The organism is Leptolyngbya boryana PCC 6306 (genome assembly GCF_000353285.1).
Lineage (GTDB): Bacteria > Cyanobacteriota > Cyanobacteriia > Leptolyngbyales > Leptolyngbyaceae > Leptolyngbya > Leptolyngbya boryana.
In genome coordinates this window covers 1,525,699-1,551,103 of the sequence record NZ_KB731324.1, presented here as the reverse complement: position 1 = coordinate 1,551,103, position 25,405 = coordinate 1,525,699, and the positions used below count along the sequence as shown (strand labels likewise).

The window sequence follows — 25,405 nt, the reverse complement described above, 5'->3', positions numbered from 1 at the left end:
CTCCAAAACAGTAAAAATCCTCAATCCGAAGACGGGGTAATGTCTTGCAGAGCTTCTAAATAATCGATCGCGGCTTCTAGGCGAGACGAATAGTGACAAGCAAATTCCTCAAACCAGCGCCCTTCTGATGATTTTGGCTGAAGAGATTTTAGCCATTGTTCAGCTTGTGCAGCTAATTCAGCGCGGCGTTGCTGTTTGAGTTGCTCACGACGCTGCTGTTTTTGTTGTCGATCTAACTCGACCTGTCGTGCCACTTCTGCCTGCTGTTGTAAGTTTTCTGTTTTGATCTCCTCGACTAACTGCTGAGGAGGTGCAGCAGACCGCGCGGTTCGAGTCTCAGACACGTCAATCTGAGACAAAAGATCCTCGATCGATCGAGTTGAGAAATTGGCAGCAGGTGGAGAGGGTCTTGAAGCAGGGGGAGGTGGAGAGGGATGGAGACTTGCCAACAACTGATCGATTTCGTCCATAGTCGTGAGGGTGCAGAATTTCATCAAAGCTCAACTAAATTCTAGTCCAGCCCAAACCTGCGATCGACAAGCTGTTGAGACAAACCCCATCGCAATGCCGCCAGACTTTATTCCAACTCCGAAATCGCTCGATTACTCGCTGCTTGAAGCATTGCCTTTAAACTCTGGGTTTCTGGAAAAGCTGGAGTCGGACGCTCAAACTCGATCGGCTGATTTGTAAACTTCGGCAGTATCTCTCGACAGAACGCATCCGCTGCTTTTGATCGATAGCGAGTCGGATTAATAATCACTGAAAGAGTCCGCTTCACCACGACATCATCGATCTTAGCGCGATGCAACATCCCCATCTGCAATTCTTTCTCGATCGCGCTAATTGACACAAAAGAAGCTCCTAGCCCAGACTGAACAGCATTCTTAATCGCCTCGATCGAATTGAGTTCCATCTCGATCTTTAATCGGCGTGTCTCAATCCCACAACGCCCCAACACCTGATCAATGACTTTCCGAATCGTCGATTGCGAATCCAGGGCAATAAACTGCAATCGATATAAATCATCTTTTTGAATCGTCTCTAACCTTGCCAATGCATGATTGGGAGGTAAAATTAGCGCGAGTTCATCCTCAGCATAGGGAATAATCTCCAATGAATCTTGAAGTTCTGGAGAAATTTCACCGCCAATAATCGCCAAATCAATTTGACCATTGGCAACACTCCAGGAAGTTCTGCGGGTAGAATGCACATGCAACTGAACCGCCACATCTGGATATTGCTGACGAAACAGACCAATCATTCTGGGCAGCAGATAGGTTCCCGTTGTCTGACTTGCTCCGATAATCAGAGTGCCACCCTGGAGATTTTGCAAATCCTCGATCGCCCGGCACGTTTCCTGACACAGCGTTAGGATTTTCTCGCCATAATTTAACAGTAGATGTCCTGCCTCCGTTAACTGCGCCCGTCGCCCACCCCGATCAAATAAGGGCACATCCAACTGCCGTTCTAGATTCTGGACTTGCAAACTAACGGCAGGCTGAGACACATACAGACTATCAGCGGCCCGTTTAAAGCTACCCTCAGACGCGATCGCTCTTAGGATACGTAATTGATCAAGGGTGAAAGGAAGGTCAGACATACGGCTAAGCCTAAAGTTGTGGGGAGCTTAAAGCGAGTAAGAAATCAAATTTAGCAAACTGTGAGTGCGTTCACTCTAAACTGGGAAGCAAGACCGGAAATGCAAAAAATTGTAAACTTATCCTGAAGTCCGTTGCGTTATCGCACAAATTACATCTCCCTAAAAAATAGATGTGGCAAGTATTGTACAGAACGATGAGTAGATCAGCTTATGAACCAGGAAGTTATACGGGACTTTCTGAATGTACCAGGAATCGTGGGGATCGCCCTACTAAGTGGACACTCTGAGCCAGTTTTTTATACGCACCACCCTGCTTTTGCCGAAGGAAATAAATCTGATTTGCTCCAGAGTATCTTGCAACTCGTGGCAACGATTCCGCCGGAGTATGATGGGTTCGCGTTTCACTTCGCTGAGTACCAGATTGCACTCCATCGATTGCACTCTGATCTGCTTGCCTTAGTGATTAAAAACGATACTTTAAATTCTGAACAATTTATTTCTGCTTTTACGGTGCTGCGCTCCGCGATCGCGACGAATCCGACATTGGAGATCGTAACCAATTCGACATTAGAGATCGCGACGAATCCGACAGTCGAAACTGGCAATCTTCCGCCGCTTCCGTCTCCTGCCCATCCGAAACTCAAGGATGTCATGCAGGTCATGAACGAGTTGAGTGAGTTTACCCAACGATTTTTAGGCATCGCCGTCATTGCGAACTACTGGAAATCAAGCCGTCTAGACGATGTATGGTTCCAGCAATTTCAGATTGAGCGATCGGGGCAAATCATCTTTTTAGGGGAACCCTCAAGCCTAGAACAGTCTGTAACTGCTCAAGACCTCGAAGTGTTGCGACGTTGGATAGCCCGCTTTATTCAACGTTGTTCGCAAGCTGTGCGAGGTTATGCCGCTTTAGTCGAGCAGCAAGCGCTTACCGACTTGCAAAAAGCCCTCCTCTTGCCCTAAAAAATCATGGTAAAAACTGTCCGCCTCGAACCGATCGCCCAAGAGAGTGCGGTCGAAACAATGGGGAATCTCCTCTCGGTTCTAATCAACAAAGATCTAGATGTTCTCAAAGAATGCGGCGGTCGCGGCATGTGTGCGACCTGTCATGTCTATGTCAAATCAGGCATGGACGCTTTGACTCCCACAAATCGGCGAGAGCAACGCACATTAGAAGTGATTACATCGTGCAAGACAAACTCGCGATTAGCATGTCAGGCAAGAGTCATCGGCAGTGGAGTCGTCGTCGAACTGCCCCCAGGGATGTATATCAATTCGATCAAAGACATCGAAGCGTTGATTGGACGCAGAGCAGAACAAGATTTGCTGCATCCTCTGACCGGGCAAGTTTTGGTTGAAGCTGGCAAATTAATCACGCGATCGATGATGAAAAAGATCGAAGATACGACCACCTTCAATATGTCGAATTATTTCTCAAACTCCTCTGAAGTGTGAGTCTCTTAACCCAATCGGGAACGCTGCATACAAATGTAATTGCTGTAATTGCGACCCCCTATGCTGAGCCAAATCCAACGGTTAAGTCAAACAACCGAAGGACGTTACGCGACCGATGAGGAGCTTCGTTTTTTGGCGGAGTATGCTCGATCGTTTGAATTGCGCGTCCAAACCTATCAAAAATTACAAGCGAGCGAAGCTGCGATTGTTCAACAAGTCCTCGCCAAAATGAGAGCGATCGATCCAACCTTACTCCGCAATGGGAGCGAGGACGTCACACCGAAATGGAAGCGCGACACTTTAAGAGTTTTGCGCTATTCTGCCGTCGCAATGCTGTTGGATGATTCAGAAACGTTGAGAGAACGATTTCTATTTTGGTTTCAGACCATTATGCGTGCCTTCAACGCTCAAAAATCCTGTGGCGTGACTTATACCGTGATGCAAGAAGTGGTCAAACAAGTGCTCACCCCGAGTGAAGCCAATTTGATCCTGCCGCTTCTGGAAGTGAATCGTCGAATGCTTGGAACCGTCTAATTTCAGAGCTTGTTCTGGGCACACTGACCACTATCAGCGCAACCTGTTGTTGCTTCCTTTTTGTCCTTCCACCCTTGTCGCGACTATGGCGTTCTCCCTTGCTCACCAAACTCCCTCAAAACTCAAAAATCCCAAAAAGCACAACCATTATGGTTTCAAGGATTTTTTCCAGTTCGACCCCGATCAAGGCACGATCGTGGATTGGAATAATAGTCAGAACGTTCTGACGACTGAAGACTTTATCATTGGCTTAGTCGAAGGGCTAGAAGAAGAAGTCGGAGATGCCTCAGCCGCAACCATGTACACAATCGGGTGTGAGTGGGGGCAAAAAGACGCTTTCTTTTTCGAGAAGTGGTTTGAGAAAGAATACGATCGCTCGATTCGTCAGACGAATTTGATGTTTTTGCTCGAAACTTGGTGGTGGCCTTTCACGGCGCAAGGTTGGGGACGTTGGGAAGTCGATTTGGGCGATCGCAAACAAGGGTTTATGTTCATCAATGTCTTTGATTCGGCAGTTGCGAGAACCTTGGGCGATGTTGGGAAACCCGTCTGCTTTTTGTATGCAGGGTTATTCTCAGGTTTCTTCACGGAACTCGTCAAAAAGCAACTCAGCTGTATTGAGATTCAATGCTATTCGATGGGTGAGACTTACTGTAAATTCTTGCTCGGTGGGCAAGAGCGAATCGATGCGGCATCGTTCTGGCTGAATGAAGGTGCAACCGCAAGAGACATCGAAAAACGGTTACGTTCGGGAGAGTTGAAATGATTTCGTCACTCGCTCCCCAAGATACTCAGAATTGGCTACAGTCCTCCGTTCATTCTTTTTTCACGACTTGTAATTGGGAAAATCAAGCGCAGTATTCGACGGCTGAAGAAGTCGCGATGTTGGAGCAAGCCGTCGCGCCTGAAGTGCTGACCGAACTCTCGTTTGAGCTAAAAGTGAAGCAATTTTTTGCCGCAATGCGTTGGGATGGAACGCCAGCGGTCACGATGGCAGTGGCTCCTGAACCGGAAAGATTATCTGATGAACTAACTGAGAGTAAGTTTACTCTGACTGATTTCTCTAACCTCTTCTAACTTCTCTAAAACGATGATGCAATCTCCTCTTGAAGGCGTATTTGACGAAGCCGAGAACCGCTATCTCAAACCCGAAGAATTACAAGTGATCGGGCAATATGTTGCTTCGATTTCAGAGCGCATGAGTGCATACCGTGCCCTCCGCGATCACGAAATTGATCTAGTTCAGCGTGCCGCTGATGAACTGCAACTCGAACTGCCGAGCATTGAGACAACTGCTTTGGAGCGCACGATCAAATATGGCATGTTAATCCTGCGTCAATGTGCCATGGGAATGTTGCTCAATGATGCCGAATATGTACAAAAGCGCTTGCTGAGTTGGCTCAAGGATGCGATCGCATTGCATCAAGACCAAAAAATCAATGCTGTCTTCTTCCGATTGATACAGCAACAGCTTCGGTTCTCTCTCAATGCTCAGCAAGTTGCGCTGTTAGAACCTTTTCTGAGTCTTGTTGACCCTGTTATTCCAGCCCAGGAAGAAGAAATGCTCACTGTTGCAGGTATTTTCTAATGATTTCTGTTCGCGATTTATTAATTCACGATCGTCTTCCCGCAAACTATTACGCGAGCGATGTCTATGTGCGCGGCGATCTAGAAATGGGATTGCTCGAAAGTCGTCGGGGCGATCGCTTACTCGCACTTCCCGAGACTTTGATCCAAGCCATCTACTCGGGTTTGGCAAAGGAAACAGGACAAGCTTCTCGTCTAGTGTTGTTTAACTGCGGACGCTGGTGGGGAAAAAATTTCTTCAATCGCTTTCGAGATGAAGTGAGCGAGTACTACGAAACTCCGCTCGTCGAAATGCAGATGGCGGATTTTCTTCAGGCATTGAAGCAATGTTGGATCACTTACGGGCTGGGTCAGTTGAATCTGGATCAGACGTATCACGATCGTGGATTTCTGATTGTTGAAACTCATCATTCGCCTTTTGCAAGACTTGCAACCGAGGCTGAAGTGCCGTCGTGTTTTCTAGAAGCTGGCGTTTTGGCATCGGTTTTTAGCCAACTAGCAGGGCGGGATTTACATTGTGTGCAGACTCAGTGTGAATCGCTCGGAGCAGCAAGCAATCTCTTTATTATCGGGCTGCAAAAACGCCTAGAAGTGGCTGAAGCATTAGTCGATAAGCAACTCGACCACGAATCAATTTTGCCTCGTTTATTTGTCTAGCTTGGGATGAGTCGCGCGGATGTGTTGAGGTTACAGGAAGTCAAGCGATCGAACTATCGAATTTTAGGCTTGATTGGGCGGGGACAGTTTGGACGAGTGTATTGTGCAATGCACCGTCAAACTGGAAAGTTAGTCGCGCTCAAAGCCCTCGATTTGACTGGCTCTCCAACGAGCCAGTTTTTAAGAGAATTGAAGTTCTTAGTAACGCTTGAACATCCAAATATTGTTGCCTGTGAAGCGATCGAGCATTGGCAGGGAAAGCGCTGCCTCGTGATGGAGTATTGCGAGGGTGGAACGCTGCGGCAATTGATGGAAAATCATCATCGGTTACATCCAGCGCTCAGTGTAAAACTGGTGTGCGATGTGCTCGCAGGATTAGAACATGCGAGTCTTCAAGGCATTGTGCATTGTGACATTAAGCCTGAGAATATTTTGCTGAGTGTGGATGCTTCAGGTTGGAGTGCAAAAATCTCTGATTTTGGAATTTCACGCTTGAGTCACGACCTGACTCGTGAACCTGCAAATTTAACAGGATCACCTGCTTATATGGCTCCGGAGCGGTTCTATGGGCAGTACTCTCACTCAACGGATCTCTATGCAGTTGGTGTTTTGCTGTATGAATTGTTAGTTGGGCATCGCCCGTTTTCAGGCGCACCGCCTGACTTAATGGTGGCGCATCTCAATCAAGCTGTGAATATTCCCGCGCATATTCCGACACGGCTACAGACGGTAATTTTAACGGCACTTCAGAAGTTAAAAGCAAGACGGTATCAGTCTGCAACCCAAATGCTTGAGGCGCTGCAAGGGGCGATACAAGATCGATCTCAACCGCAATTCGCCCCGCACAACTTTGCAACGGCGATCGCGGCTCCAAAATTTACCTTGCAAACTTTAAGACAAGAAGCTTTACTTGATCGGGTTGATCAACTTTCCGTAATTGAAGTCTTGCCTGAATGCGATCGCGATTTGTGCGAGTCGAGCTTGATCTTTTACAGCCAAGATCAAGCGATTTCCGCTCGATCGTATGCCAAGGGATTCTTTGATCGCCGTGCCGGAAAGATTCGGCGCAACGATGCCATTGCAGAACCCATTCAGGACTTAATCGTGCGATCGAGCGGATGTTTTGCGGTCACGGAGCGTTCAATTTATCGACTGTCAGACACGACTGCGCAGCGAGTGGCTCAATTTAATCACCCTTCTCGTATTGCGATCGACCCATCTGGCAAATGGATGGCTGTTGCAACACTCAACCAAAGCCAAGCTAAATTTTTCAGCATTTGGACATTACCACAGGCGCAGCTTGCCTGTCGTCCTGCACTTTGCGAACCGAGATCTGGCGAATTCATTGCGATCGCAGCCCTTCATACTCGACACATTGCACTCGTATCTAGAAAACTGGTATCTAGAGAACTTGGCTCCACCCGATTCGATTTCTTCAATCGACATGGAAAAGCGTTTGGGACGTTCAGCATTCCTCTACAAATTGAGCGAGTCTTTCCAACGAGGAATGCTCATTTTCTAATTGCGATTGAAACAGGGTTTGAACGATCGCTTGTGTTGCTCCATCTCAAACCGTATCGCGTGATCCGAGTTGGAATTCTAATCACCCCAAAATTCGTCACTGCTTATCCTTGGGGAATTGTCGTGTGTGATGATCATCATTTAATTGCGCTCGACTACAATGGACAGCAAATTGGGCAGGCAGAACTTCCTGCGGGGATTTGCGCGATCGCGGCGCACGGAGAAACGGGCTTAGCCATTGCTACCTGGAATGCTGGACAAAGTACACTGTATACTTTGAATCTTGAAGTGATCCGCTCCGCAAGCTTGTAAGCTAGATCTGGTCTTCATTTCAGTTGGGTATGTCTTGGTTTACGTCGAGCCATTTGATAATGTTCGGTTGGTTGGTTGGATTTGCGATCGCGCATAGTGGGTTAGCTTCGTTGCGAATGATGGCAGAGCAGCGGATTGGAGCAAGATTTTACCGTGTGATTTTTGCGCTGGTGAGTTTAGGGATTGCCGTTCCGATGATGATTTACTTTTTTAATCATCGGTATGATGGGCTGCAACTCTGGAATGTGCAAGGCATTCCGGGTGTGAGTGAAGCCGTTTGGATCGGATCTGCGATTTCTTTTCTGTTTCTTTATCCCGCGACTTTTAATTTGTTAGAGATCGCAGCGATTCAAAAACCGCAAGTGCATTTATACGAAAGCGGAATAATTCGGATTTCGCGACATCCGCAAATGGTCGGACAAATCTTGTGGTGCATTACTCATACAGTATGGATAGGAACCAGTTTCATGGTTGTGACCTCGATCGGGTTAATTTTGCATCATTTATTTGGGGTGTGGAATGGCGATCGACGGTTAGCACTTCGGTATGGCGAAGCGTTTGAAGCCGTGAAAGCGAGAACCTCGATCGTTCCGTTTGGAGCGATTTTTTCGGGGAAGCAGAAACTGGATCTAAAAGAATTTTTACGTCCTGCATACCTCGGTGTGACTGCATTTACGCTATTGTTTTGGTGGCTTCATCCGATCGTCATTCGTGCATCTGGGAACGTACCCTGGTAGCATGATCCCAAGCGTTAGTAAAAAGCAAATAATTAATCATTCTGGAGAACTATGCAAGCAGGCATTAGCGAAGGGGCGTTTAAACAAGAAGTTCTTGAGTCTACGACCCCTGTTCTTGTGCATTTCTGGGCACCCTGGTGTGGAATCTGTCGGTTGATTGAACCTTCGCTGAATTTGCTCCTGAAAGAATGGGGCACTCAGTTGAAATTAGTGGGTGTTAACGCAGACGAGAATTTGAAGCTCGCCAGTATGTATCGGATTACGACATTGCCGACGGTGCTTCTGTTTCAGGGCGGTCAGGTGCTATATCGGCTCGATTGCTATCAACGCCGTGAGGAGTTGAAGTCGATTCTCCAAGAAATTCTGGTTCCGGCAGCGAGCACGGCTCGGAAAATATAATTTTATTAGATAATATTTGCAAACGATCGTCTGGTTAGGCGATCGTTTTTTTTGTGAATCTGCGGCGAGTTCAAGCAGCTTTTGATTGCAGATATTGTTTCAGGCTCAATAACGTTGCGGTTTGTCCAAGATTGAGCGGAAGGAGAGAGATGCCTTCGATGCGCGATTGTACCCAGCCATCGCCCCACGCCCATTCGTGAAAGCCGTCAATGCCCTGGCTAAGCAGAAAGCGAACGCGATGAGGTTCACTCAATTCGACTTCGTGCTGGATCGTGACCAATCCGACTTGCCCTTTGAGTTTTACGCCAGGAGTCAGGGTTTCTGGATAGCCAATCGAGAAGCGCTCAAACCAGAGCCATTTTTGTAATTCGTTCACATCGGTCAACGCTTTAGTCAGCGTGGCTTCAGAAGCTTCGACTTCGATGCGGAGACTGCTCTGCTGAAAAGTACCAAACATAGACGATCGAGACTGAATGCGTGCTTTCTCACTGTAACGCTTTCCCAGAACGTAGCGAAGGGCTTTAAAATTGAAAAGGCAATTTGTTGGGAAATCTCATCATGAGTAGCGTTCTTGTAATTGGTGATTCGGAATTTGAAGCTGAGGTATTGAACGCCACTCAACCCGTTTTGGTTTATTTTTGGGCAGAGTGGTGCGGTCCTTGTCGGCTGATGGCTCCAGTGATTGAGACGATCGCGAAAGAATACGGCGATCGCTTAAAAGTGGTGAAAATGGAAGTCGATCCGAACCCCGAAAGCGTGAAAAAATTCAAAGTTGAAGGCGTTCCGGCGTTTCGCTTGATTCAGGATGGCGAAATGAAGCAATCGGCGGAAGGAGCAATGAACAAGCAAAAGATTGAGGAATTGCTGAACAAAGGATTAGTGACCGCTTAATTAAGGGTAGAAAAATGCAGTTTGCCAAACGCTTAGCCCCCCTGCAAATGAATGTTTTTGCAGATATGGATCGGGCAAAATCGAGAGCAAGAGCGGCGGGGCGAGAGATTCTGGATCTGTCATTAGGATCTTCGGATTTGCCGACGGAGCCGCATGTGATTGAAGCGATCGCTCAGTCTCTCTATGATCCGTCTACCCATGGATATTTGCTCTTTCATGGGACAAAGGCATTTCGGCAAGCGGCGGCAGAGTGGTACACGAAGAAGTTTGGAGTCGCGGTTGATCCAGAAACTGAGGTTTTACCCCTCATCGGCTCCCAGGAAGGAACGGCACATTTACCTCTGGCAATTTTGAATCCGGGTGATTTTGCGCTGCTGCTCGATCCAGGCTATCCCTCTCATGCGGGTGGGGTTTATTTGGCAAGTGGTCAGATTTATCCGATGCCGCTTCGGGCTGAAAATCAGTTTTTGCCTGTGTTCGAGGAGATTCCAGCAGAGGTTTTGGCGCAGTCGCGGATGATGGTATTGAGCTATCCGCACAATCCAACGACTGCGATCGCGCCGTTGTCTTTCTTCCAAAAAGCGGTGCGATTCTGTCAAGAGCATGATCTGGTTTTGGTGCATGATTTTCCTTATGCAGATTTTTATCTGGGTAAGGAAACTATGCCTTCGGTGCTGCAAGCTGATCCAGATAAGACAGTTTCGATCGAGTTTTTTACCTTCTCGAAGTCTTACAAGATGGGCGGATTTCGGGTGGGATATGCGATCGGCAATTCGGAGTTAATTCTGGCGCTGCGACAAGTGAAAGCGGCGGTTGATTTTAATCAGTATCTTGGCATTTTGAATGGTGCAATTGCAGCGTTGCAAGGTGATCAAGCGGGGGTGCATCAAGCGGTTGAGATTTATCGGCATCGCCGGGATGTGTTTGTCGATCGCTTACATGAGATTGGGTGGCCTGTGCCGATGCCTGAAGCGGCAATGTATGTTTGGGCGAGGTTGCCGGAGCCTTGGGTGAAAGATTCGATCGACTTTGCGGTGAAGTTGGTTGAGGCGACGGGAGTTGCGGTTTCTCCAGGAGCAGGATTTGGCAAGTCGGGAGAAGGATATGTGCGATTTGCGTTAGTGCATGAGCCGGAAATTTTGGTGGAAGCGGTCGATCGAATTGCGGGATTTTTGCGAGGTTAGCAGCAGATTCAGTGCCAATAGGCGGAAGACTGAGAATAGAGCAGAAAGCCTTTCGGGCTGTCCGTTGTATTTGAATTGTTAGCCCATGCAAGCATCAACCAAAATACGCTACTGACCGCGCCCTGGTTTACAATCTGCAAAACCCAACGCTTCTGAATCAAGAAAGCTTGCGATCGCCATTTCAACTACTGCTTCGATTGGATATTCAATTTCAGCAGCACGCGTCATGAGAGCAGCACGAATCCGCTCAGGCAACCGTCCTAAAATCACCTCTGCATCGGCGGGAGAAAGTCTCTCTTGAAGTTTGGCTTGCATGGCATCACCTTTCAGTCGGGATCTGGGCGTTGTAAGGGGGTTCAGTGGCTCTTAGAATTATGGCTTCTAGCTCCAATAGTAACGTGGGGTTCTCCCAATGAGAAATAACCTGTGCCGCAATCCGAACTTCCTCGTCATTGTATTTGTCAAGCCAAGCCTATAAAAAAGCTTTGTGCCCACCGCTAAAGCGACCTCGTAAACTTTTCGTTTTACCGACATAAAGCAACCCATCGTTTTTGTGCCGAATCGCATAAATACCGGGACGTGCAGGAAGACTATTAAACTCACGGCTTAGTAGTTGGCACTGCTCAAAAGGGATAAAGGCGATCGCATCTAAAATTCTTCGGGCTTGAGCTTGCGACTCAGAGTTATTCGATGGCATAGGAATCAGAAATTTGACCGCACGGAATTATATCTTCCTATGTAGTTAAAACTGCGGGAGTAATTGAAAATCGTTGCTTAGAACATGGACAAGTTTCAAGTTGTGTCCTAACCGAAATTCAGCAGTCTAACGACCAAGATAAGCAGCGGAAAACAACCTTTGCAACTCAACTACAAAGTTGAACACGTCCGCTTTATCGCCTTGTTGGGCTGCTCTTTTCTGTGGACTTACGACTACCCCCTCGCAATGCATTGACATCCTTAATTCCGTACTTACTTAGCCAAATCTCTATAGATATAACTAAGTCTCTACATACTGTCACAAATTCACCATAAGTAGAGAACGCCGATATTATCCCTTTGTTATCGAAGTTCTCTAAATTTTGAGCTAAATAAATAACTGAATTTTTAGGTATTTCACAAAGATCAAATACATAGCCAGCCTGGTTTGCCTTAACCACTAAACCCTTAGGACGAGGCACAATTTGACGTAAAGAGAAGGCAATTTTTGTAGGAAGCAAGGGATTTTCTGAATATTGTCTACTAATTGAGGTCAGGTGATCACAGACATCCTGACGTAAGAACAACGGAGAGTTTTCTTTTGAAACATCAGAGGCAATGCCAAATAAAGATAATTGAGGAGTTATCTCACCTGCGACTCCGCGTTTCATCATCTCTGACGCTTGTTGAGGATCAAGTCGATAAACAACTATTAATTTAGAGTCAGATATTTCTCTAATCAATTCAATCACTAAATCTAATTGCTTCTCAGCAAGCTTATTTTTAAGAAAGATTCTAAAAGCACTAATAGCTATAAAGAATGTACCGACCGTGCAAGCTGTTCTTATAATATCAAGAAGCAATTCCCACTTAAATTCAACCATAAATTGACTTTCAGGTTCTAGTTTTATAAAGCTTAACCGCTTTAAGTCTTGAAACGTGGTTTTGAAAATCCTAGCCAGCCACCTAGAAAACTTGGATCTACTTGCCCTCCACTACGTAAAGAAATACTGCCCAACAATTGTTTAGCCTGACTCTTTCCGTCTAATCACCTGTTAGCCCGAAGACAGTCAGCATAACATTCCTCTGGAGCGATTTAGGCTGCTGAGAGCCGGTATAACACTCTAGATTGGGGAGTTAGCTTGACTGCTTCTGCCTAATTCGGACCTTTGGAATATTAGATCGACCGATGTTCGGTATGATACCCCTTAGAAGCAGATTAGACAGAAAATTTAAGTATTTCTTCTCGAAGAAAGCAAGTCTTCGTCTGCCTACGATCCAACTTCACCTGATTAGACCGAGCAGTAACGACAAACAAACAGCAAAAAAGACGATCGACAAAACTGCTATCGCCCTTCACTAAATTGGTCATATCATCTGTAAGAACTCACACACGCACTGTTTGCGCAGCCAGTTCAAGACATTCCTAGAGTTGTTTCAATCGATATCCTACTCCGTGAACAGTTTCAATCAAATCTTCAGGCGCACCTGCATTTCTGAGCTTTTGGCGCAAACTTTTGATGTGAGATTTGACCGTTTCTTCAGTGGGTGGATCTTGAAGTGACCAAAGCCGATCGATAATTCCTGAGCGGCTCAGTACCTTTCGTCCACTAGAGACAAGCAACTCTAACAACGCATACTCTTTCGGGGTGAGCGTCAGCGGTGCATTGGCATAATTGACTTCATAAGTACTTGAATCGATTTGTAAGTCGCCCCAGATCAAGGTCGGATTTGGGCTACTGGTTCCGCGCCGAAGTAAAGCACGAACTCGCGCCATTAGTTCCTCAATATCAAAAGGCTTGACCATGTAATCATCTGCACCAGCATCAAGTCCTAAGATTTTGTCGGCGATCGTATCTCGTGCGGTCAACATTAAGACCGGGGTCGTTCCATTCTCATTGAGTGCTCCTCGTAGACGTTTGCATAAGCTAATGCCATCTAATTTAGGGAGGGTAACATCCAAGACGATCAGGTCATATACCAAAGAATTTAGCCAATCCCAGGCAGACTCACCATCTTTTACAACATCTACTGAGTAAGCGCGATCGCTCAGAGTTTCGGTGAGAATCTCTGCTAAATGCTGGTCATCTTCAACGACTAAAATACGCATATCGACAGGAAAGCTTGCATGATCGTTACTGTAATCAATCTAGCTGCACACAATAGTTAATTTTTCCTGCTATTTTTGCGGATAAACGGCTCGATCTGAAAAATTAGAAAATATGACTTTCTTAAATTCATCAGAACGAAACTGGCTCGTTGCAGGCTTTGGATTGCTGCTTGTGATTCTTTGTATCAGCAGTTTAATCTCATATCAAAATGTAAATCAACTAGTGGAAAGCAGTCACAAGTCTCAGCAAACTTATGAAGTGATTAAAAATTTAGATGAAGTGTTTGCAGAAATTACGAGCGCAGAATCTGCTCGGCGCGGATATATTTATCTAGGAAATCGCAGCGAATTCAATCGATATAAATCTGCTATTGATCGGATTCCAGTGAAGCTGAGCCAGTTGCATCAGCAGTTTTTGCTAGAGCCAAAAGAATTTTCAAGTTATCAAGAGCTACAAAAAATAGTCTTACAGCGAGTTGAGCTTTTAAACGAATCGATCGCGCTGTATGACATCAATCAAACTGCATTGATGCAGCAAAGCATTTTAACGAGTCGAAGTATTGCTTTGAGAGAACGAATCCACACTGTAATTTCCCAACTTTCTCAGCAAAAGCAGACAGAGTTAAAACAATCAATTGAGCAATCAAAACAAAGTATTCAGACGCGAAAAGTGATCGAAGTTTGGATGATGATTGCTGGATTTATGGCAATTTTTATCTGCTTTGCGGCTTTGTATAGTCAGGTCACTCAACGTCATCAAGCAGAATATCTAAAGCAGAAATTGATGCAGCAGAAGGAAATCAGCGATCTGAAAACTCATTTTTTCTCGATGGTTTCTCATGAATTTCGCACCCCGCTGAGTGTCGTTCTAGGATCAGTTCAATTGCTGATTAAAGGGAATTCAGATTGGAGTGAAGCCCGGCGATTGAAAAATCTCGATCGAATTCAATCTGCTGCAAAATCAATGCAGCAACTATTTATCGATGTGCTGACCTTAACTAGAGCAGATGCAGGAAAACTAGAGTGCAATCCAGAAACGATCGATCTAGAAGCATTTTGCTTGAATCTCGTGGAAGATTTTGAGATTTCGACGAATCACGTGATCCACTTTCAAACGCAAGGAAAATATACTCATGCCAATTTGGATGAGCGATTGTTGTATTCGATTTTGAGTAATTTGCTGGCGAATGCGATCAAGTATTCTGAGCCAGGCAGTAGTGTTTTATTACTGCTCAATGGAACCAGCGATCGCATTCGATTTCAAGTCAAAGATCAAGGAATTGGAATTCCTTTAGAAGATCAGCCGAGGATTTGCGAACCCTTTTATCGGGGGCAAAATCTAAACTATGCAGCCGGAACAGGTTTAGGTTTAGCAGTCGTTAAAAAGTGTGTGGAGTTACAGCAGGGCGTGATGACGATTGAAAGCGAAAAAGGTCAAGGCACGACTGTCACGATCGAACTGGCTCGCCATCTTCTAACCAAAGACAACTGTTCGATTTCCATACACCAAAACGCGATTTTGTAGATGTAGTCGAACGGCTCTTGCAAGCACAATTCGCTCTAAATCTTTTCCTTTGCGAATGAGATCTTTGACATCATCTCGATGGCTGACTCTGACCACATCTTGTTCAATGATTGGACCTTCATCGAGATCTTTAGTTACATAATGTGCCGTCGCTCCAATGATTTTTACCCCTCGTTCAAAAGCTCTTTGATAAGGGTTCGCGCCTGCAAATGCAGGTAGAAATGAGTGATGAATATTAATCACATTCGAGAATTTTGAGACAAAATCTGCACTCAAAACTTGCATATATTTTGCCAAGATGACTAAATCAATCTTGTATTGTTCTAAGAGTTCTAATTGTTTTGCTTCTTGTTCAAGTTTCGTTTCTTTGGTGATGGGAATGTGATGGAAATCAATCTCAAATTGTTTCGCGATCGCTCCAAGCTCTTCATGATTGCTGATAATCACTGGAATTTCCGCTTTGAATTCTCCCGATCGCTGTCGCCAAAGCAAGTCATACAAACAATGATCTTGCTTGCTCACCCAAATCGCAATTCGCGGCACGGCATCTGAGAAATGTAATTTCCAACTCGCATTTAAAGGAGTGGCAACGGCTTGAAAAGCAGGCTCGATTACCTCACGTGGTAAATGAAATCCTTCAAGTTGCCATTCGATTCGATTCAGAAACAATCCTGCTGAGAAGTCAGTATGTTGATCAGCGTGAATAATATTGCCGCCATTTGAGTAGATAAAGTTCGCAAGCTTTGCAACTAAGCCTTTTTGATCAGGGCAGGAAATTAACAGGGTCGCGGTTGGAGTGTTCATTTGGGAGAAGGAGAAGCACTAGGGCGGATAGAGGGACTAGCTTTAGGTTTGGGTTTATCCCGTTTCCATTCTATTAAAGGGCGATCAACTGCATTTTGAAAGTTGATCGGAATGAGTAAAACAGAGAGATCTCGATTGTCAGGCGGATCAACTAAGGCATACAAGAAATTTCGATTAAAGTTTGGTTTACCGATGACTAAGCGATGATTTTGCTGATTGTTTAGTTTTACTTCAACGATTGCAGAAGGTTGATCTAAACCGAATTCTGGCTTTTTAGCAGGGGGAACGGTAAAGGTGCGATCGCTTTTCCCTGTTGCAAGCAGATTGAGAAGAAAAGCCACTGCACCTTCATCTGCGGGGGCGACTTCTGGCTTTTTCAATGTCCAATTGCCTGCTTTCTCAAAGACAAGGGTTTGTTTTGGAGTCTGCACCGTGAACGCTTGAATGTCTTGTTCTCTGAAGTTAAAAAGCGGCTTCTCGTCGGACTGGGCTTGATCGACTTGAGGCGGCTTTTTTGACTCGGTGTAATAAACATATCCACCTAGTGCCAAAGCAGCAAAGACGAGAGCGATCGAAGTGCGCTGAAATTTCATAGAAAGCAACAAATCACCGCAGCTATTTTAGAGGATTTCGCGACGAGGACGACTCGGTTAGAATTGAGTCAGGCATTTGGAGGGTAAGAAAATGACTCAAGCAACTGATTTAAAACAAGTCGTTGAACATCGGATTACCCAAATTATTGATCAGCTTCAGAAAGACCATCCTTTTCTTCAAGATCTCGATCGCACTCAACAGATTCGCGAACATACGGATGAACTGTTAGAACTTTGGCAACCGCAACAGATTCTAGAGATTCCACAAGAAGAGTTGGTTAGCATTGTTCAAGATATTATGGTCATGAATAGTGTTGCAGGAATGCTCAACGATTTGACACCAGCGCAGATGCAAATGTTTGATGAAGCGGTGAAGCGTGGAAATTAGAGATGGGTTACTTGCTGGATACAAATATTATCACCGTGATTTTGAAAGAAAACCAGCAAGCGATGCGTCAATTCAGACGCGCAAGGCAATCTCGCTCAAGGCTTTGTATTAGCTGTATGAGCTACTACGAAATCAAGCGCGGTCTTATCTATTCCAATGCAACTCGCCAGCTATCAAATTTTAAAACTTTTTGTTTATCAGTCGAAATCTTGCTGATTGATGATCTCGAAATCATTGAAACTGCTTCGAGAATCCATGCTGATTTGCGCAGACGGGGTAGACCGATTCAAGATGCAGATATTTTGATCGCGGCAACTGCGATCGTGAATTCTTTAACCGTTGTTTCTAATGATGCCGATTTGCAGAATGTGCAGTCGTTAAATCTAGAAAACTGGCTTTAAATTTATCGAATCCAAGCCTCGGCTTGCCTAAAAACATCTAGAAATTGACCAAATCCTTCTCGAAGTTGCGGCAAATATCGTGCAGCAAAAATGCCGCCGAGAAAGCCAAACAGATGCTCTTCCCAGGAGATGCGCTGATAGATGGGAAGCAAACCCCAAAGATATTTGCTGTGAAAAAAGGCGGTGAACACTAAGAGGAGAACGGTTGGGATATTACGATCGAAGAATGCCAAAGACATTAAAAAACCTAAATACCCAAACGTTACGCCACTTGCACCAATATGATTGGTGCGATCGCGCCCAAGTAACCATGTTCCGAATCCGCTTGTTAATGCAACAGTGAACGTGACGGCTCCAAAATTCTCAGGGTTTTGTAACAGAATTAGTCCACCGTAAGTGATAAACGCGATCGTATTGCTTTCTAAATGTCCCCAACTGCCATGCAAAAACGGAGCAAACAGCACACCCCATAATCCAGGCAATTGCCGGGGACGAATCCCTAAGTTATTCAAAGACTTTGCGAAAAAGCCAAAATTGATCACCGCCACAATCCAAGCGATCGCGACTAAATATCCAAGAATTTTGGCGCGTTCAACCCAGTTGAGTACCGCAGTTTGGCTAAAATCAGTCATACGCAAATCAGAATTCGCACATTCTCACATTCACCCTTTTATACATGCAAACTGCATCTCTTCTGGAAATCGCGAATACTTATCTGCGGGAAACGATTCAACCGATCGCCAACCAGCTCGATGAAGAGGTCAAAGCATTGCGATCGGCATTACAAGGATTGGGCGATCGTCAACTGCTGGCGCTGAGAGTTCCTAAACTTTATAACGGCGCAGAATTAGACGTTTCTGCGTTTCACTCCTTTCAAACTCAAACGGCTCGATTTTCTGGTGCGCTTGCCTTTCTCCAAACGCAACATCAAAGTGCTGGAGCAATTTTATCGAAAAGCGAGAATGAAGCGTTGAAGCAAGCTTACTTACCGAAGATGGGAACAGGTGAGAAGCTTGTGGGAATTGGGTTTTCACATTTACGGCGATCGAATCATCCGCCGCTTCAAGCGATCGAGACGGCTCATGGGTATGAGCTTCACGGTCATATTCCCTGGATCACCGGATTCGGCTTGTTTGAATCGGCGCTGATTGCAGCCGTTCTGCCCAATGGTCAAGCGGTTTACGGCATGATTCCGTTTACGAATACCGATACTCAGGGTTCAATTCGATTGAGTGAACCGATGCAGCTAGCGGCAATGAGTTCGACGAATACGGTAACGGCAGAATTGAGAAAGTGGCATCTTGCAGCTTCAGATGTGGCATTTGTAGCGGAAGCAGGGGCAATTTTCAAGCAAGATCGCGTGAATGTGCTTAATCACAGTTTCTTTTCACTCGGGTGTGCTCAGGCTGGATTAGATATTCTCAAAGCGGCGATCGAAACTAAATCAGAGCTAGCGATCGCACCTGCCTATGCCGCGCTGTCTGAGGAATGGCAACGCTGTCAGCACTTGATTACTACGGCTCAAGATCAAAGCTTCGAGGAACGTTTGAAATTGCGAGCTTGGGCGATCGAACTCGCTACAAAGTGCGCTCATGCCGCCGTTGTAGCTTCGAGTGGAGCGGCAAATTCTAAAGGACATCCAGCCCAGAGAGTTTATCGAGAAGCATTAGTGTTCTCTGTTTCGGGGCAGACGGCAGCCGTCTTAGAGGCAACGTTGGATCGCATCACACGATTGCATGAGATTGATCAGCGAGCGTAATATATCGGCGAGCCAGATCTGAGAAGACGGTATCCGTAAGAATGGTTTCTTCGAGTTTGACTCCGAGAATTCGGGCGTTACTGAGATCCGATCGCGTTAAATTTGCGCGGCTCAGATTTGTCCATTGCAAGTTTGCGCCATAGAGAAAGGCAGCTTCTAAGTTTGCTCCCGTCAGATTTGCACCTGAGAGATTCGCTCCATGCAGACGGGCATTTCTAAAATTTGAGAGCGATAACGACGCACCCTCCAAATTTGCACCACTAAGTTTTGCTTCGCTGAGGTTGATTCCCGTGAGATCGATACCGCTGAGATCGGCTCCATTTAAGAAGGCTTCGGCAAGGTTGGTATCGCTGAGAAAAGCGTTTTTGAGCGATGCACCACTGAGTTTTGCAGCTTGCAGATTTGCCCAGTTGAGGTTTGCGCCATCAAGCTTAGCTCCGCGCAGATTGGCTCCGATCAGCTTCGTGCCGCAGAGATTCGCTCGTTCCAAGATAGCGCTACGAAGGTTCGCATGGCTGAGATCGGCTCCACTTAGCCGCGATCGCGTAAAGTCAGATTTGACCAGAAATGCGCCATTCAAGCGGGCTTTCGTCAAATCTGTATCGGTAAAATTGCCTTCAGTGAGTTTGACAAACTGGAAATTTGCCCAGTTGAGAAAAGCGCCTTTAAGGTTGGCTTTCATTAAGAACGATCGACTGAAGTTTGCACCAGTAAGGTTGGCGTTTTCCAAATTGATATCGACAAGGGTGAGATTGCTGAGGTCTGCATTCCTGAGATTGACTCCAGAGAAATCTCGATCGCCGTATTCATATCGTCGGAGTAGCTCGCTGACTTCCATGTCTGCTTCCAATCTTAAGATTCTCTTCAGCTTATGCGGTTTATCTAAAATTGCGCGGAGATAGAAACAGAATGAAACGGTTGCTTACTAAAGTTCATATCGAGATTGAATTCAAAAAATCCCCAGCAGCAGGATTTATAAGTTAACTGGTAGTATCGATCGCACAAGAGTTAGTGTTGTGTTTTATGAAGCTGAAAATAGCTTTACCGATCGCAATTTTCAGCGCTGGATTGATGGGATGTGCGCCTGCGCCGATTGGGCTTTGGAGTCTGGCTTGGATCGCGTTGGCTCCCTTGTGGGTCGTGACGGTCAAGACTCGATCGAGAAAGCCTGCCATTCTTTGGGGAATTGTTTATCACGGATTTGCGCTGCATTGGATTACGGGCTTGCATCCGTTGATGTGGCTCGGAATTCCGTGGATTGCCAGTGTGGCAGTCGTCGCATTCGCTTGGACATTTATCACAGGATGGGGAGCGCTGTGTGTAGGGCTGTGGGCGTGGGGCGTGAGAACGCTTAAAGCTCCAATGTTGCGAATTCTCATCGGGGTCGCGCTCTGGTGTGGGCTAGAAACGGTGCGACAGTGGAGCGCTCTCGATTGGACATCGCTCGCTTATACGCAGAGTCCAGCGAATCTAATTATTTTACATTTGGGAAGAATTTCAGGGACTTTGACTGTCACCGCCGCGATCGTGCTGGTGAATGGATTGCTTGCAGAGGCTTGGTTAGCTAAAGAGAAGCGGTTATATGGAATTGCCATTGCGAGTTTTCTTGGGCTGCATCTGATCGGATTTGGACTTTATCAAAGCGAGATCGTACAGAACCCGGAAGCCAAACTTACCGCAGGCATTGTGCAAGGCAATGTGCCAACGCGAGTCAAACTTTTTGCAGAAGGGTTGAAAAAAGCATTAGACGGCTATTCTTCAGGCTATCGAACTCTTTCAGATCAAAATGCTGATTTTGTCGTCACGCCAGAAGGAGCATTGCCGTTTTTGTGGCAAGGGCAGAATTTGAAAAATAGCGTCAATCAAGCGATCGCGGACAAGAAAACGCTTGCATTGATTGGCACATTTTTTCCAGAGGGCACGCGATATACCCAAAGCTTGATCGCGATCGACCAAGGCAACACGATCGCTCGATACAACAAAATCAAATTAGTTCCTTTGGGCGAATATATGCCGTTTGAGGAAGTTCTCGGGCGGTTATCGCCGATTGAATCCTCGATGTCGCCGGGAGACTTTAATCAAGACTTTCAAACGCCATTAGGACGAATCGCGATCGGGATTTGCTTCGATTCTGCATTTTCAGAAGTGTTTCGCCGTCAGGTGGCAAAAGGCGCGCAGTTTTTGATCACTGCCTCGAATTTAGATCCTTACAGCACCGTACTCATGGCACAACATGAAGCACATGATGTGATTCGAGCGATCGAAACTGATCGGTGGGCAGTGCGGGTAACGAACACAGGATACTCCGGCATTGTTGATCCACATGGTCGGGTGCAATGGCGATCGCACCCGAATCAATATGCAGTTCACGCAGACACCATTTATCGCCAGCAAACCCAGACTTTGTATGTGAAATGGGGCGATTGGCTGACTCCGACTCTACTAGGAGCGAGCGTTACGTTGCTGTTCTTCGTAGGTCGTAATCAGCGATAGATCTTGAGGGTTAATACTCGGCTCTAAGCTGATTAAATCGATAATATTTTTCAGCATCGTTTCACAGATTGCATCGAGGGGTAAATCATTTGGATCGCGTCCAAATGGATTTTCAATTTCAATGCCGATCGCTTCAATTCCAAACAACGTAAAGCTAATCAGCACAACCACTGGAGCCGTCCACCAGCCTAAATTTCCCACCATTTGAAACGGCAAAGATAGGCAATAGAGCAAAATTAACTGTTTGAGGTGAATGGCATAAGCGATCGGCATCGGTGTCTTGAGAATTCGCTCACATGCGCCTAAACAATCGACTAATCCATTTAGGAGTAGCTGCATCTCAACGAGTTGATGAATTTTGACACGATCGTGCTGATGCTGTAATTGCAAATAATCGCCAATCCAAAACGCAACTCTCAAAGGTGGATTCGTCACCGTTTTCAGTTTTGAAACATGCTCAGGAGTTAACAAACTTTCTAACTCTGAGTCTGCAAGTTCTTGGCGAAGATGTGCTTTTGTGGTTACTGCAAAAGCAACTAACAAATGCAGAGCTTCAATTTTTTCGATACGATCGCGCTCTGTTTTCTCGCACACGGTCACCCAGATTTGTCGAGCGAGATTTCGGGTATCGTTGACCAATTTTCCCCAAGCTTTTCTGCCTTCCCAAAAGCGATCGTAGGCTGTATTAGTACGAAACACTAAGAGCAAGCCTAAGACAATATTAGGAATTAAACTCGCTAAGGCAGGAACTGAAACCGGAATCCCTTGACCAAATGCAATCGAGACAATTAGCCCAAAAAAACCGCAAAAGAGCGATCGCGGTAAAACATCTAAAACAACTGATCCTTTCAGTTGAAGTGCCGTTCGCAGCCAGCGCTGTTTTTCAAAACTCATACATTCGATCGCATTGCAACCGCTTCATAATACTTGACCATTTGCGATCTTAACGACGGACTGTTCCCGTAAATCCAGCCGCTTTGAACTGTAAAAGCTTTAACGGCAAAGGCTGACTCTCTGGCACATTAATCGGAAATTCAAATTCACTGACTCCAGGTGGCACTTCTGGAATTGAACCTAAGCGAGTCCGATTTTCAATAATCGGATCTTCATTCGCATCGTAAATTCGTCCAAAAATATCTGCGTTGACGATCAATTTATTGGTCGGATTGGTTGCCTTGCCAAACACCATAAAACAGCGCGCCGATTGAGGTACACCGCCCGCTGTAATCGCTCCTTTGGCTAAATCCTCGGGACATTCTCGATACGATACATCTGAGAGTTTAATCTGCACCAATGCCCACGCATCGAATGTCCCCAACAGCCAAATGCACGCTGCCAGGAGGATTGCAACCATCGATCGCATTCTCATAACTCAACTATTCCAGATGTGATACAGGCTCAAGTTTAGCGCACTAGTCGTTCACCATAATCAATTTGTTAGCTGGCTTCGTTCTAGTTGGTAGGGGCGTTATTTGGAAATGCAGAGTTAGATATGAAGATCAAGTTGCTTGCGTACATAGTTGGCATAAGAATGTATCATTTGAATCGTTGAGTGGGCGGATTTATGGACGATCAGGATATAGCATTCGCGTACTAGCAAGCCAAGGCGTGTCTTCTGGTCAGTTTGATATCGAGTAAGCTGTAAGTGTGATTGCTTGAAAAGAGGTACACGACATGACATTAGCTGATTTGCTTCCTGATGCAAGACGACTCTCTGCCGCAGAAAAACTTAAGCTGATTCGGATTCTAGCTGAGGATTTGGAGATGACTGAGCAGCTTGGGCCATTAGAACCCTTCAAAACCTATGACTTGCCAACTCCATATGATTGCTATGGCGCGGGTGCAGTTTTGATGGAGGCTTTCAAGCAGCCAGATGCAAGTCAGCAATAGTGTATGCGATTCAAATATTCAACCAACAGTCCAGTTCAAAATGAGTTTGATAGTTTGCCGAGACTTCCATTAATGTTACATCGAGAAGCTCGGAGCGTTGAAGCAGTCGGTCTCGTAGATAGCGGAGCAACAGTTAATGTCTTATCCTATGAACTCGGTCTTCAATTGGGGGGAGTTTGGGACGATCGCAGAGCCATTATTCAGTTAGCAGGGAATCTCAGTAATCAGCCAGCGATGCCTTTTTCTGCGATTGCCCAAATCGGTGAATTTCAACCCGTTGAATTACTCTTCGCATGGGTGAAGCGCCCAAACACTCCGTTAATCTTGGGACAGACAAACTTCTTTCTTGAATTTGATGTTTGCTTCTACCGCTCCAAGATGGAGTTTGAAGTCAATCCAAAATCCTAGTGGCTAGCCAGCTAACCATTCTGTTAGAGCGGCAAAAAATTCTCCTCGCTTCGTTTCAGTCATACTTGCCGCCACTCAACAGAACCGATAGGGAGATGGAGGAGTGGGGGAATAGGGAGCTTTCTGTGCCTGGGTTTGCCCTATTCCTCCACTTCGCAAGATTGCAGTCAACTACTCCTCTTGAGACTCGCTCGGCGGTTCATCTTTTGGTACAGTCGAGCTGTGGATTGGTGTGGCTGCTGGCAGCTTTTGTAATTCTGGGGGGGTGGGTTCGAGCAGTTCTGCTTCGATTTCGTCTTTGCGCCAGCGATCGAGGATGTCCCGCACTAATGCCTCACGCACCCAAATCTGACCCACAATCACAAGCGGAATGGCTAAAAACAAGCCAAGAAAGCCAAAGAAAACCGTGAATACAACTTGTGACATCAACGTTACCGCAGGTAAAATTGCCACCTGACGCGACATCACAAACGGAACGAGTAAATACTGCTCTAATTGCTGAATCACAATGTACAGTACTAGCACGGCAACGGCTTTCCAGGGCGCATCGAGTAATGCCACTGCCATTGGTGGAATCACACTTAAAACAGGACCCACATTCGGAATTGCTTCCAACAATCCGGCTAAAAGCGCATTGGCTAATACCAGCGGTACACCTAAAATCAGCAGTGCGATTCCGCTGACTAGACCGATCACAATCATATTGATCATGATCCCAATTACCCAATTGACCAATGAAACTTCGCACATTGCCAGAATTTGATCTGCCCGTCTCCGATAAAACGACGGAAATAGTGCGATGAATCCTCGTCGATAGGATTGAGGATCAATCAGCAACATAACGGTCAGAATCAAGATCAATAGAATATTCAACAGAACGTTGAATGTGTTCGAGAAGAATGAAAAGAAGTTACTGAGTAACCGCGCTACAAGCGGTTGACCCTGACGGATCAAATCTTCTACATCCGGGATATATTGCGCCATTCCTCCAGGAAGCGTGTTCTGCATTTGTTGCGCCCAGATCTGAACGCGATCGAGTCCCCGGGGCACAATTTCTACTAACTGCTGGAACTGTGCAATAAACGGCGGCACAATCAGCGCGACGAAAAAGATCGCCGCAGTCAATAAGGTCACAATTGCAATGAGAACAGCTCCGCCTCGCTTGATTTTGAAGCGCTGCAATGTATTGACAAAACTATTTAATGCGGTCGCAAACACAACTGCTGCATAGACGAGCAGTAAAACCTGTCGCATCTCCCACAGCACATAGAGGGAAATCGCTAATGCTAGAAATCCGACCCACTTGCCAAGTCCCACAATTTCTCACCCCTAACACGAGCAAACTAATCGAGTTTAGCTGCTCTGGTCGTATGTGAGTCTGATTTTTTAAACTTCATTACGGGAGGGGGGATGGATTTTTTGACGTAGGGCGATCCTGAATTTGGTGGGGAGTGGGGAGTG

Annotated in this window: 33 protein-coding genes; 19 read left to right on the top strand and 14 right to left on the bottom strand. The window is 45.9% G+C overall.

Features of this window, described 5'->3' with window-relative positions:
* Window positions 1-20: 20 nt before the first annotated feature.
* Together LEPBO_RS36415 and LEPBO_RS0107650 are read right to left on the bottom strand one after the other, a co-directional pair.
* Window positions 21-470, bottom strand: coding sequence for a salt stress protein, Slr1339 family (locus tag LEPBO_RS36415; protein WP_017286961.1), 450 nt, complete (start codon window positions 468-470; stop codon window positions 21-23).
* A gap of 107 nt (window positions 471-577) precedes the next feature.
* Window positions 578-1,600, bottom strand: a complete 1,023-nt coding sequence (locus LEPBO_RS0107650; protein ID WP_017286960.1) for a LysR family transcriptional regulator — start codon at window positions 1,598-1,600, stop codon at window positions 578-580.
* A gap of 210 nt (window positions 1,601-1,810) precedes the next feature.
* Between LEPBO_RS0107650 and LEPBO_RS39845 the strand changes: the two genes are divergently transcribed.
* The 10 genes from LEPBO_RS39845 (at window position 1,811) to LEPBO_RS0107600 (ending at window position 8,802) form a co-directional block, all read left to right on the top strand.
* Window positions 1,811-2,563, top strand: coding sequence for a hypothetical protein (locus LEPBO_RS39845; protein WP_026148484.1), 753 nt, complete (start codon window positions 1,811-1,813; stop codon window positions 2,561-2,563).
* 6 nt (window positions 2,564-2,569) lie between these two features.
* Window positions 2,570-3,055: a 2Fe-2S iron-sulfur cluster-binding protein gene (locus LEPBO_RS0107640; RefSeq protein ID WP_017286958.1), complete on the top strand. Its 486-nt coding sequence runs from the start codon at window positions 2,570-2,572 to the stop codon at window positions 3,053-3,055.
* 60 nt (window positions 3,056-3,115) lie between these two features.
* Entirely contained in the window at window positions 3,116-3,589 is a 474-nt protein-coding gene (locus LEPBO_RS0107635; protein WP_017286957.1) for a globin family protein, read from the top strand.
* Between the two features lie 85 nt (window positions 3,590-3,674).
* Window positions 3,675-4,355, top strand: a complete 681-nt coding sequence (locus tag LEPBO_RS0107630; RefSeq protein WP_017286956.1) for a V4R domain-containing protein — start codon at window positions 3,675-3,677, stop codon at window positions 4,353-4,355.
* The gene (locus LEPBO_RS0107625; protein WP_017286955.1) at window positions 4,352-4,666 is read left to right on the top strand and encodes a hypothetical protein; all 315 of its coding nucleotides are present in this window, start codon (window positions 4,352-4,354) and stop codon (window positions 4,664-4,666) included. The genes LEPBO_RS0107630 and LEPBO_RS0107625 overlap by 4 nt, the downstream gene beginning before the upstream one ends.
* Window positions 4,667-4,679: 13 nt before the next feature.
* Entirely contained in the window at window positions 4,680-5,177 is a 498-nt protein-coding gene (locus LEPBO_RS0107620; protein ID WP_017286954.1) for a globin family protein, read from the top strand.
* A complete protein-coding gene (locus tag LEPBO_RS0107615) occupies window positions 5,177-5,833 on the top strand; it encodes a V4R domain-containing protein (RefSeq protein ID WP_017286953.1) in 657 nt (218 codons plus the stop codon). The genes LEPBO_RS0107620 and LEPBO_RS0107615 overlap by 1 nt, the downstream gene beginning before the upstream one ends.
* A gap of 21 nt (window positions 5,834-5,854) precedes the next feature.
* Window positions 5,855-7,666, top strand: coding sequence for a serine/threonine-protein kinase (locus LEPBO_RS36405; protein ID WP_190711093.1), 1,812 nt, complete (start codon window positions 5,855-5,857; stop codon window positions 7,664-7,666).
* A gap of 29 nt (window positions 7,667-7,695) precedes the next feature.
* Window positions 7,696-8,403, top strand: a complete 708-nt coding sequence (locus tag LEPBO_RS0107605) for an NnrU family protein (protein WP_026148482.1) — start codon at window positions 7,696-7,698, stop codon at window positions 8,401-8,403.
* 51 nt (window positions 8,404-8,454) lie between these two features.
* Window positions 8,455-8,802 (top strand): thioredoxin family protein, encoded by a 348-nt coding sequence (locus tag LEPBO_RS0107600; RefSeq protein WP_017286950.1) that lies wholly within the window; start codon window positions 8,455-8,457, stop codon window positions 8,800-8,802.
* Between the two features lie 70 nt (window positions 8,803-8,872).
* On the opposite strand, the gene LEPBO_RS0107595 is transcribed toward LEPBO_RS0107600, so the two are convergent.
* On the bottom strand, window positions 8,873-9,259 hold the full coding sequence (locus LEPBO_RS0107595; RefSeq protein WP_017286949.1) for a hypothetical protein: 387 nt from the start codon (window positions 9,257-9,259) through the stop codon (window positions 8,873-8,875).
* Between the two features lie 101 nt (window positions 9,260-9,360).
* On the opposite strand from LEPBO_RS0107595, the gene trxA reads away from it, so the two are divergent.
* Window positions 9,361-9,693 (top strand): thioredoxin, encoded by a 333-nt coding sequence (trxA, locus tag LEPBO_RS0107590; RefSeq protein WP_017286948.1) that lies wholly within the window; start codon window positions 9,361-9,363, stop codon window positions 9,691-9,693.
* A gap of 14 nt (window positions 9,694-9,707) precedes the next feature.
* On the top strand, window positions 9,708-10,877 hold the full coding sequence (locus LEPBO_RS0107585) for an LL-diaminopimelate aminotransferase (protein ID WP_017286947.1): 1,170 nt from the start codon (window positions 9,708-9,710) through the stop codon (window positions 10,875-10,877).
* A gap of 108 nt (window positions 10,878-10,985) precedes the next feature.
* On the opposite strand, the gene LEPBO_RS0107580 is transcribed toward LEPBO_RS0107585, so the two are convergent.
* The 4 genes from LEPBO_RS0107580 to LEPBO_RS0107560 form a co-directional block, all read right to left on the bottom strand.
* Window positions 10,986-11,192, bottom strand: a complete 207-nt coding sequence (locus LEPBO_RS0107580; RefSeq protein WP_017286946.1) for a hypothetical protein — start codon at window positions 11,190-11,192, stop codon at window positions 10,986-10,988.
* Window positions 11,193-11,349: 157 nt separating this feature from the next.
* Window positions 11,350-11,574, bottom strand: coding sequence for a GIY-YIG nuclease family protein (locus LEPBO_RS45025; protein WP_017286945.1), 225 nt, complete (start codon window positions 11,572-11,574; stop codon window positions 11,350-11,352).
* Window positions 11,575-11,767: 193 nt separating this feature from the next.
* On the bottom strand, window positions 11,768-12,457 hold the full coding sequence (locus LEPBO_RS0107570) for a hypothetical protein (protein ID WP_017286944.1): 690 nt from the start codon (window positions 12,455-12,457) through the stop codon (window positions 11,768-11,770).
* Window positions 12,458-12,999: 542 nt separating this feature from the next.
* Window positions 13,000-13,683 (bottom strand): response regulator transcription factor, encoded by a 684-nt coding sequence (locus tag LEPBO_RS0107560; protein WP_017286942.1) that lies wholly within the window; start codon window positions 13,681-13,683, stop codon window positions 13,000-13,002.
* A 112-nt stretch (window positions 13,684-13,795) separates the two neighbouring features.
* Between LEPBO_RS0107560 and LEPBO_RS36395 the strand changes: the two genes are divergently transcribed.
* Complete coding sequence (locus LEPBO_RS36395) at window positions 13,796-15,208, top strand: sensor histidine kinase (RefSeq protein ID WP_017286941.1); 1,413 nt, start codon at window positions 13,796-13,798, stop codon at window positions 15,206-15,208.
* On the opposite strand, the gene purU is transcribed toward LEPBO_RS36395, so the two are convergent.
* Window positions 15,158-16,012, bottom strand: coding sequence for a formyltetrahydrofolate deformylase (purU, locus tag LEPBO_RS0107550; protein ID WP_017286940.1), 855 nt, complete (start codon window positions 16,010-16,012; stop codon window positions 15,158-15,160). The two genes, LEPBO_RS36395 and purU, sit on opposite strands and share 51 nt — an antisense overlap.
* Window positions 16,009-16,605, bottom strand: coding sequence for a DUF4340 domain-containing protein (locus tag LEPBO_RS0107545; RefSeq protein WP_017286939.1), 597 nt, complete (start codon window positions 16,603-16,605; stop codon window positions 16,009-16,011). Before LEPBO_RS0107545 ends, purU begins: the two co-directional genes overlap by 4 nt.
* Window positions 16,606-16,696: 91 nt before the next feature.
* Between LEPBO_RS0107545 and LEPBO_RS36390 the strand changes: the two genes are divergently transcribed.
* Window positions 16,697-16,993 carry a hypothetical protein gene (locus tag LEPBO_RS36390; RefSeq protein WP_017286938.1) on the top strand — a complete coding sequence of 99 codons (297 nt, stop codon included), beginning with the start codon at window positions 16,697-16,699 and terminating at the stop codon, window positions 16,991-16,993.
* Window positions 16,994-16,995: 2 nt separating this feature from the next.
* On the top strand, window positions 16,996-17,394 hold the full coding sequence (locus LEPBO_RS0107535; protein ID WP_017286937.1) for a type II toxin-antitoxin system VapC family toxin: 399 nt from the start codon (window positions 16,996-16,998) through the stop codon (window positions 17,392-17,394).
* A gap of 2 nt (window positions 17,395-17,396) precedes the next feature.
* Here the strand turns inward: LEPBO_RS0107535 and LEPBO_RS36385 are convergent, their stop codons facing one another.
* A complete protein-coding gene (locus tag LEPBO_RS36385; RefSeq protein WP_017286936.1) occupies window positions 17,397-18,026 on the bottom strand; it encodes a rhomboid family intramembrane serine protease in 630 nt (209 codons plus the stop codon).
* A 44-nt stretch (window positions 18,027-18,070) separates the two neighbouring features.
* Between LEPBO_RS36385 and LEPBO_RS0107525 the strand changes: the two genes are divergently transcribed.
* On the top strand, window positions 18,071-19,153 hold the full coding sequence (locus LEPBO_RS0107525) for an acyl-CoA dehydrogenase family protein (protein ID WP_017286935.1): 1,083 nt from the start codon (window positions 18,071-18,073) through the stop codon (window positions 19,151-19,153).
* On the opposite strand, the gene LEPBO_RS0107520 is transcribed toward LEPBO_RS0107525, so the two are convergent.
* On the bottom strand, window positions 19,119-19,991 hold the full coding sequence (locus tag LEPBO_RS0107520) for a pentapeptide repeat-containing protein (RefSeq protein ID WP_017286934.1): 873 nt from the start codon (window positions 19,989-19,991) through the stop codon (window positions 19,119-19,121). The genes LEPBO_RS0107525 and LEPBO_RS0107520 overlap by 35 nt on opposite strands.
* A gap of 185 nt (window positions 19,992-20,176) precedes the next feature.
* On the opposite strand from LEPBO_RS0107520, the gene lnt reads away from it, so the two are divergent.
* Window positions 20,177-21,646 (top strand): apolipoprotein N-acyltransferase, encoded by a 1,470-nt coding sequence (gene lnt, locus LEPBO_RS0107515; RefSeq protein ID WP_017286933.1) that lies wholly within the window; start codon window positions 20,177-20,179, stop codon window positions 21,644-21,646.
* On the opposite strand, the gene LEPBO_RS0107510 is transcribed toward lnt, so the two are convergent.
* Together LEPBO_RS0107510 and LEPBO_RS0107505 are read right to left on the bottom strand one after the other, a co-directional pair.
* The gene (locus LEPBO_RS0107510; protein ID WP_017286932.1) at window positions 21,596-22,540 is read right to left on the bottom strand and encodes a bestrophin family protein; all 945 of its coding nucleotides are present in this window, start codon (window positions 22,538-22,540) and stop codon (window positions 21,596-21,598) included. The two genes, lnt and LEPBO_RS0107510, sit on opposite strands and share 51 nt — an antisense overlap.
* A gap of 49 nt (window positions 22,541-22,589) precedes the next feature.
* Window positions 22,590-23,000, bottom strand: a complete 411-nt coding sequence (locus LEPBO_RS0107505) for a hypothetical protein (protein ID WP_225885710.1) — start codon at window positions 22,998-23,000, stop codon at window positions 22,590-22,592.
* A 320-nt stretch (window positions 23,001-23,320) separates the two neighbouring features.
* Between LEPBO_RS0107505 and LEPBO_RS0107500 the strand changes: the two genes are divergently transcribed.
* Window positions 23,321-23,536 carry a hypothetical protein gene (locus tag LEPBO_RS0107500; protein ID WP_017286930.1) on the top strand — a complete coding sequence of 72 codons (216 nt, stop codon included), beginning with the start codon at window positions 23,321-23,323 and terminating at the stop codon, window positions 23,534-23,536.
* A 3-nt stretch (window positions 23,537-23,539) separates the two neighbouring features.
* Window positions 23,540-23,944 (top strand): hypothetical protein, encoded by a 405-nt coding sequence (locus tag LEPBO_RS0107495; protein WP_017286929.1) that lies wholly within the window; start codon window positions 23,540-23,542, stop codon window positions 23,942-23,944.
* 171 nt (window positions 23,945-24,115) lie between these two features.
* Here the strand turns inward: LEPBO_RS0107495 and LEPBO_RS0107490 are convergent, their stop codons facing one another.
* Window positions 24,116-25,261: an AI-2E family transporter gene (locus LEPBO_RS0107490; RefSeq protein ID WP_017286928.1), complete on the bottom strand. Its 1,146-nt coding sequence runs from the start codon at window positions 25,259-25,261 to the stop codon at window positions 24,116-24,118.
* Between the last annotated feature and the right edge of the window lie 144 nt (window positions 25,262-25,405).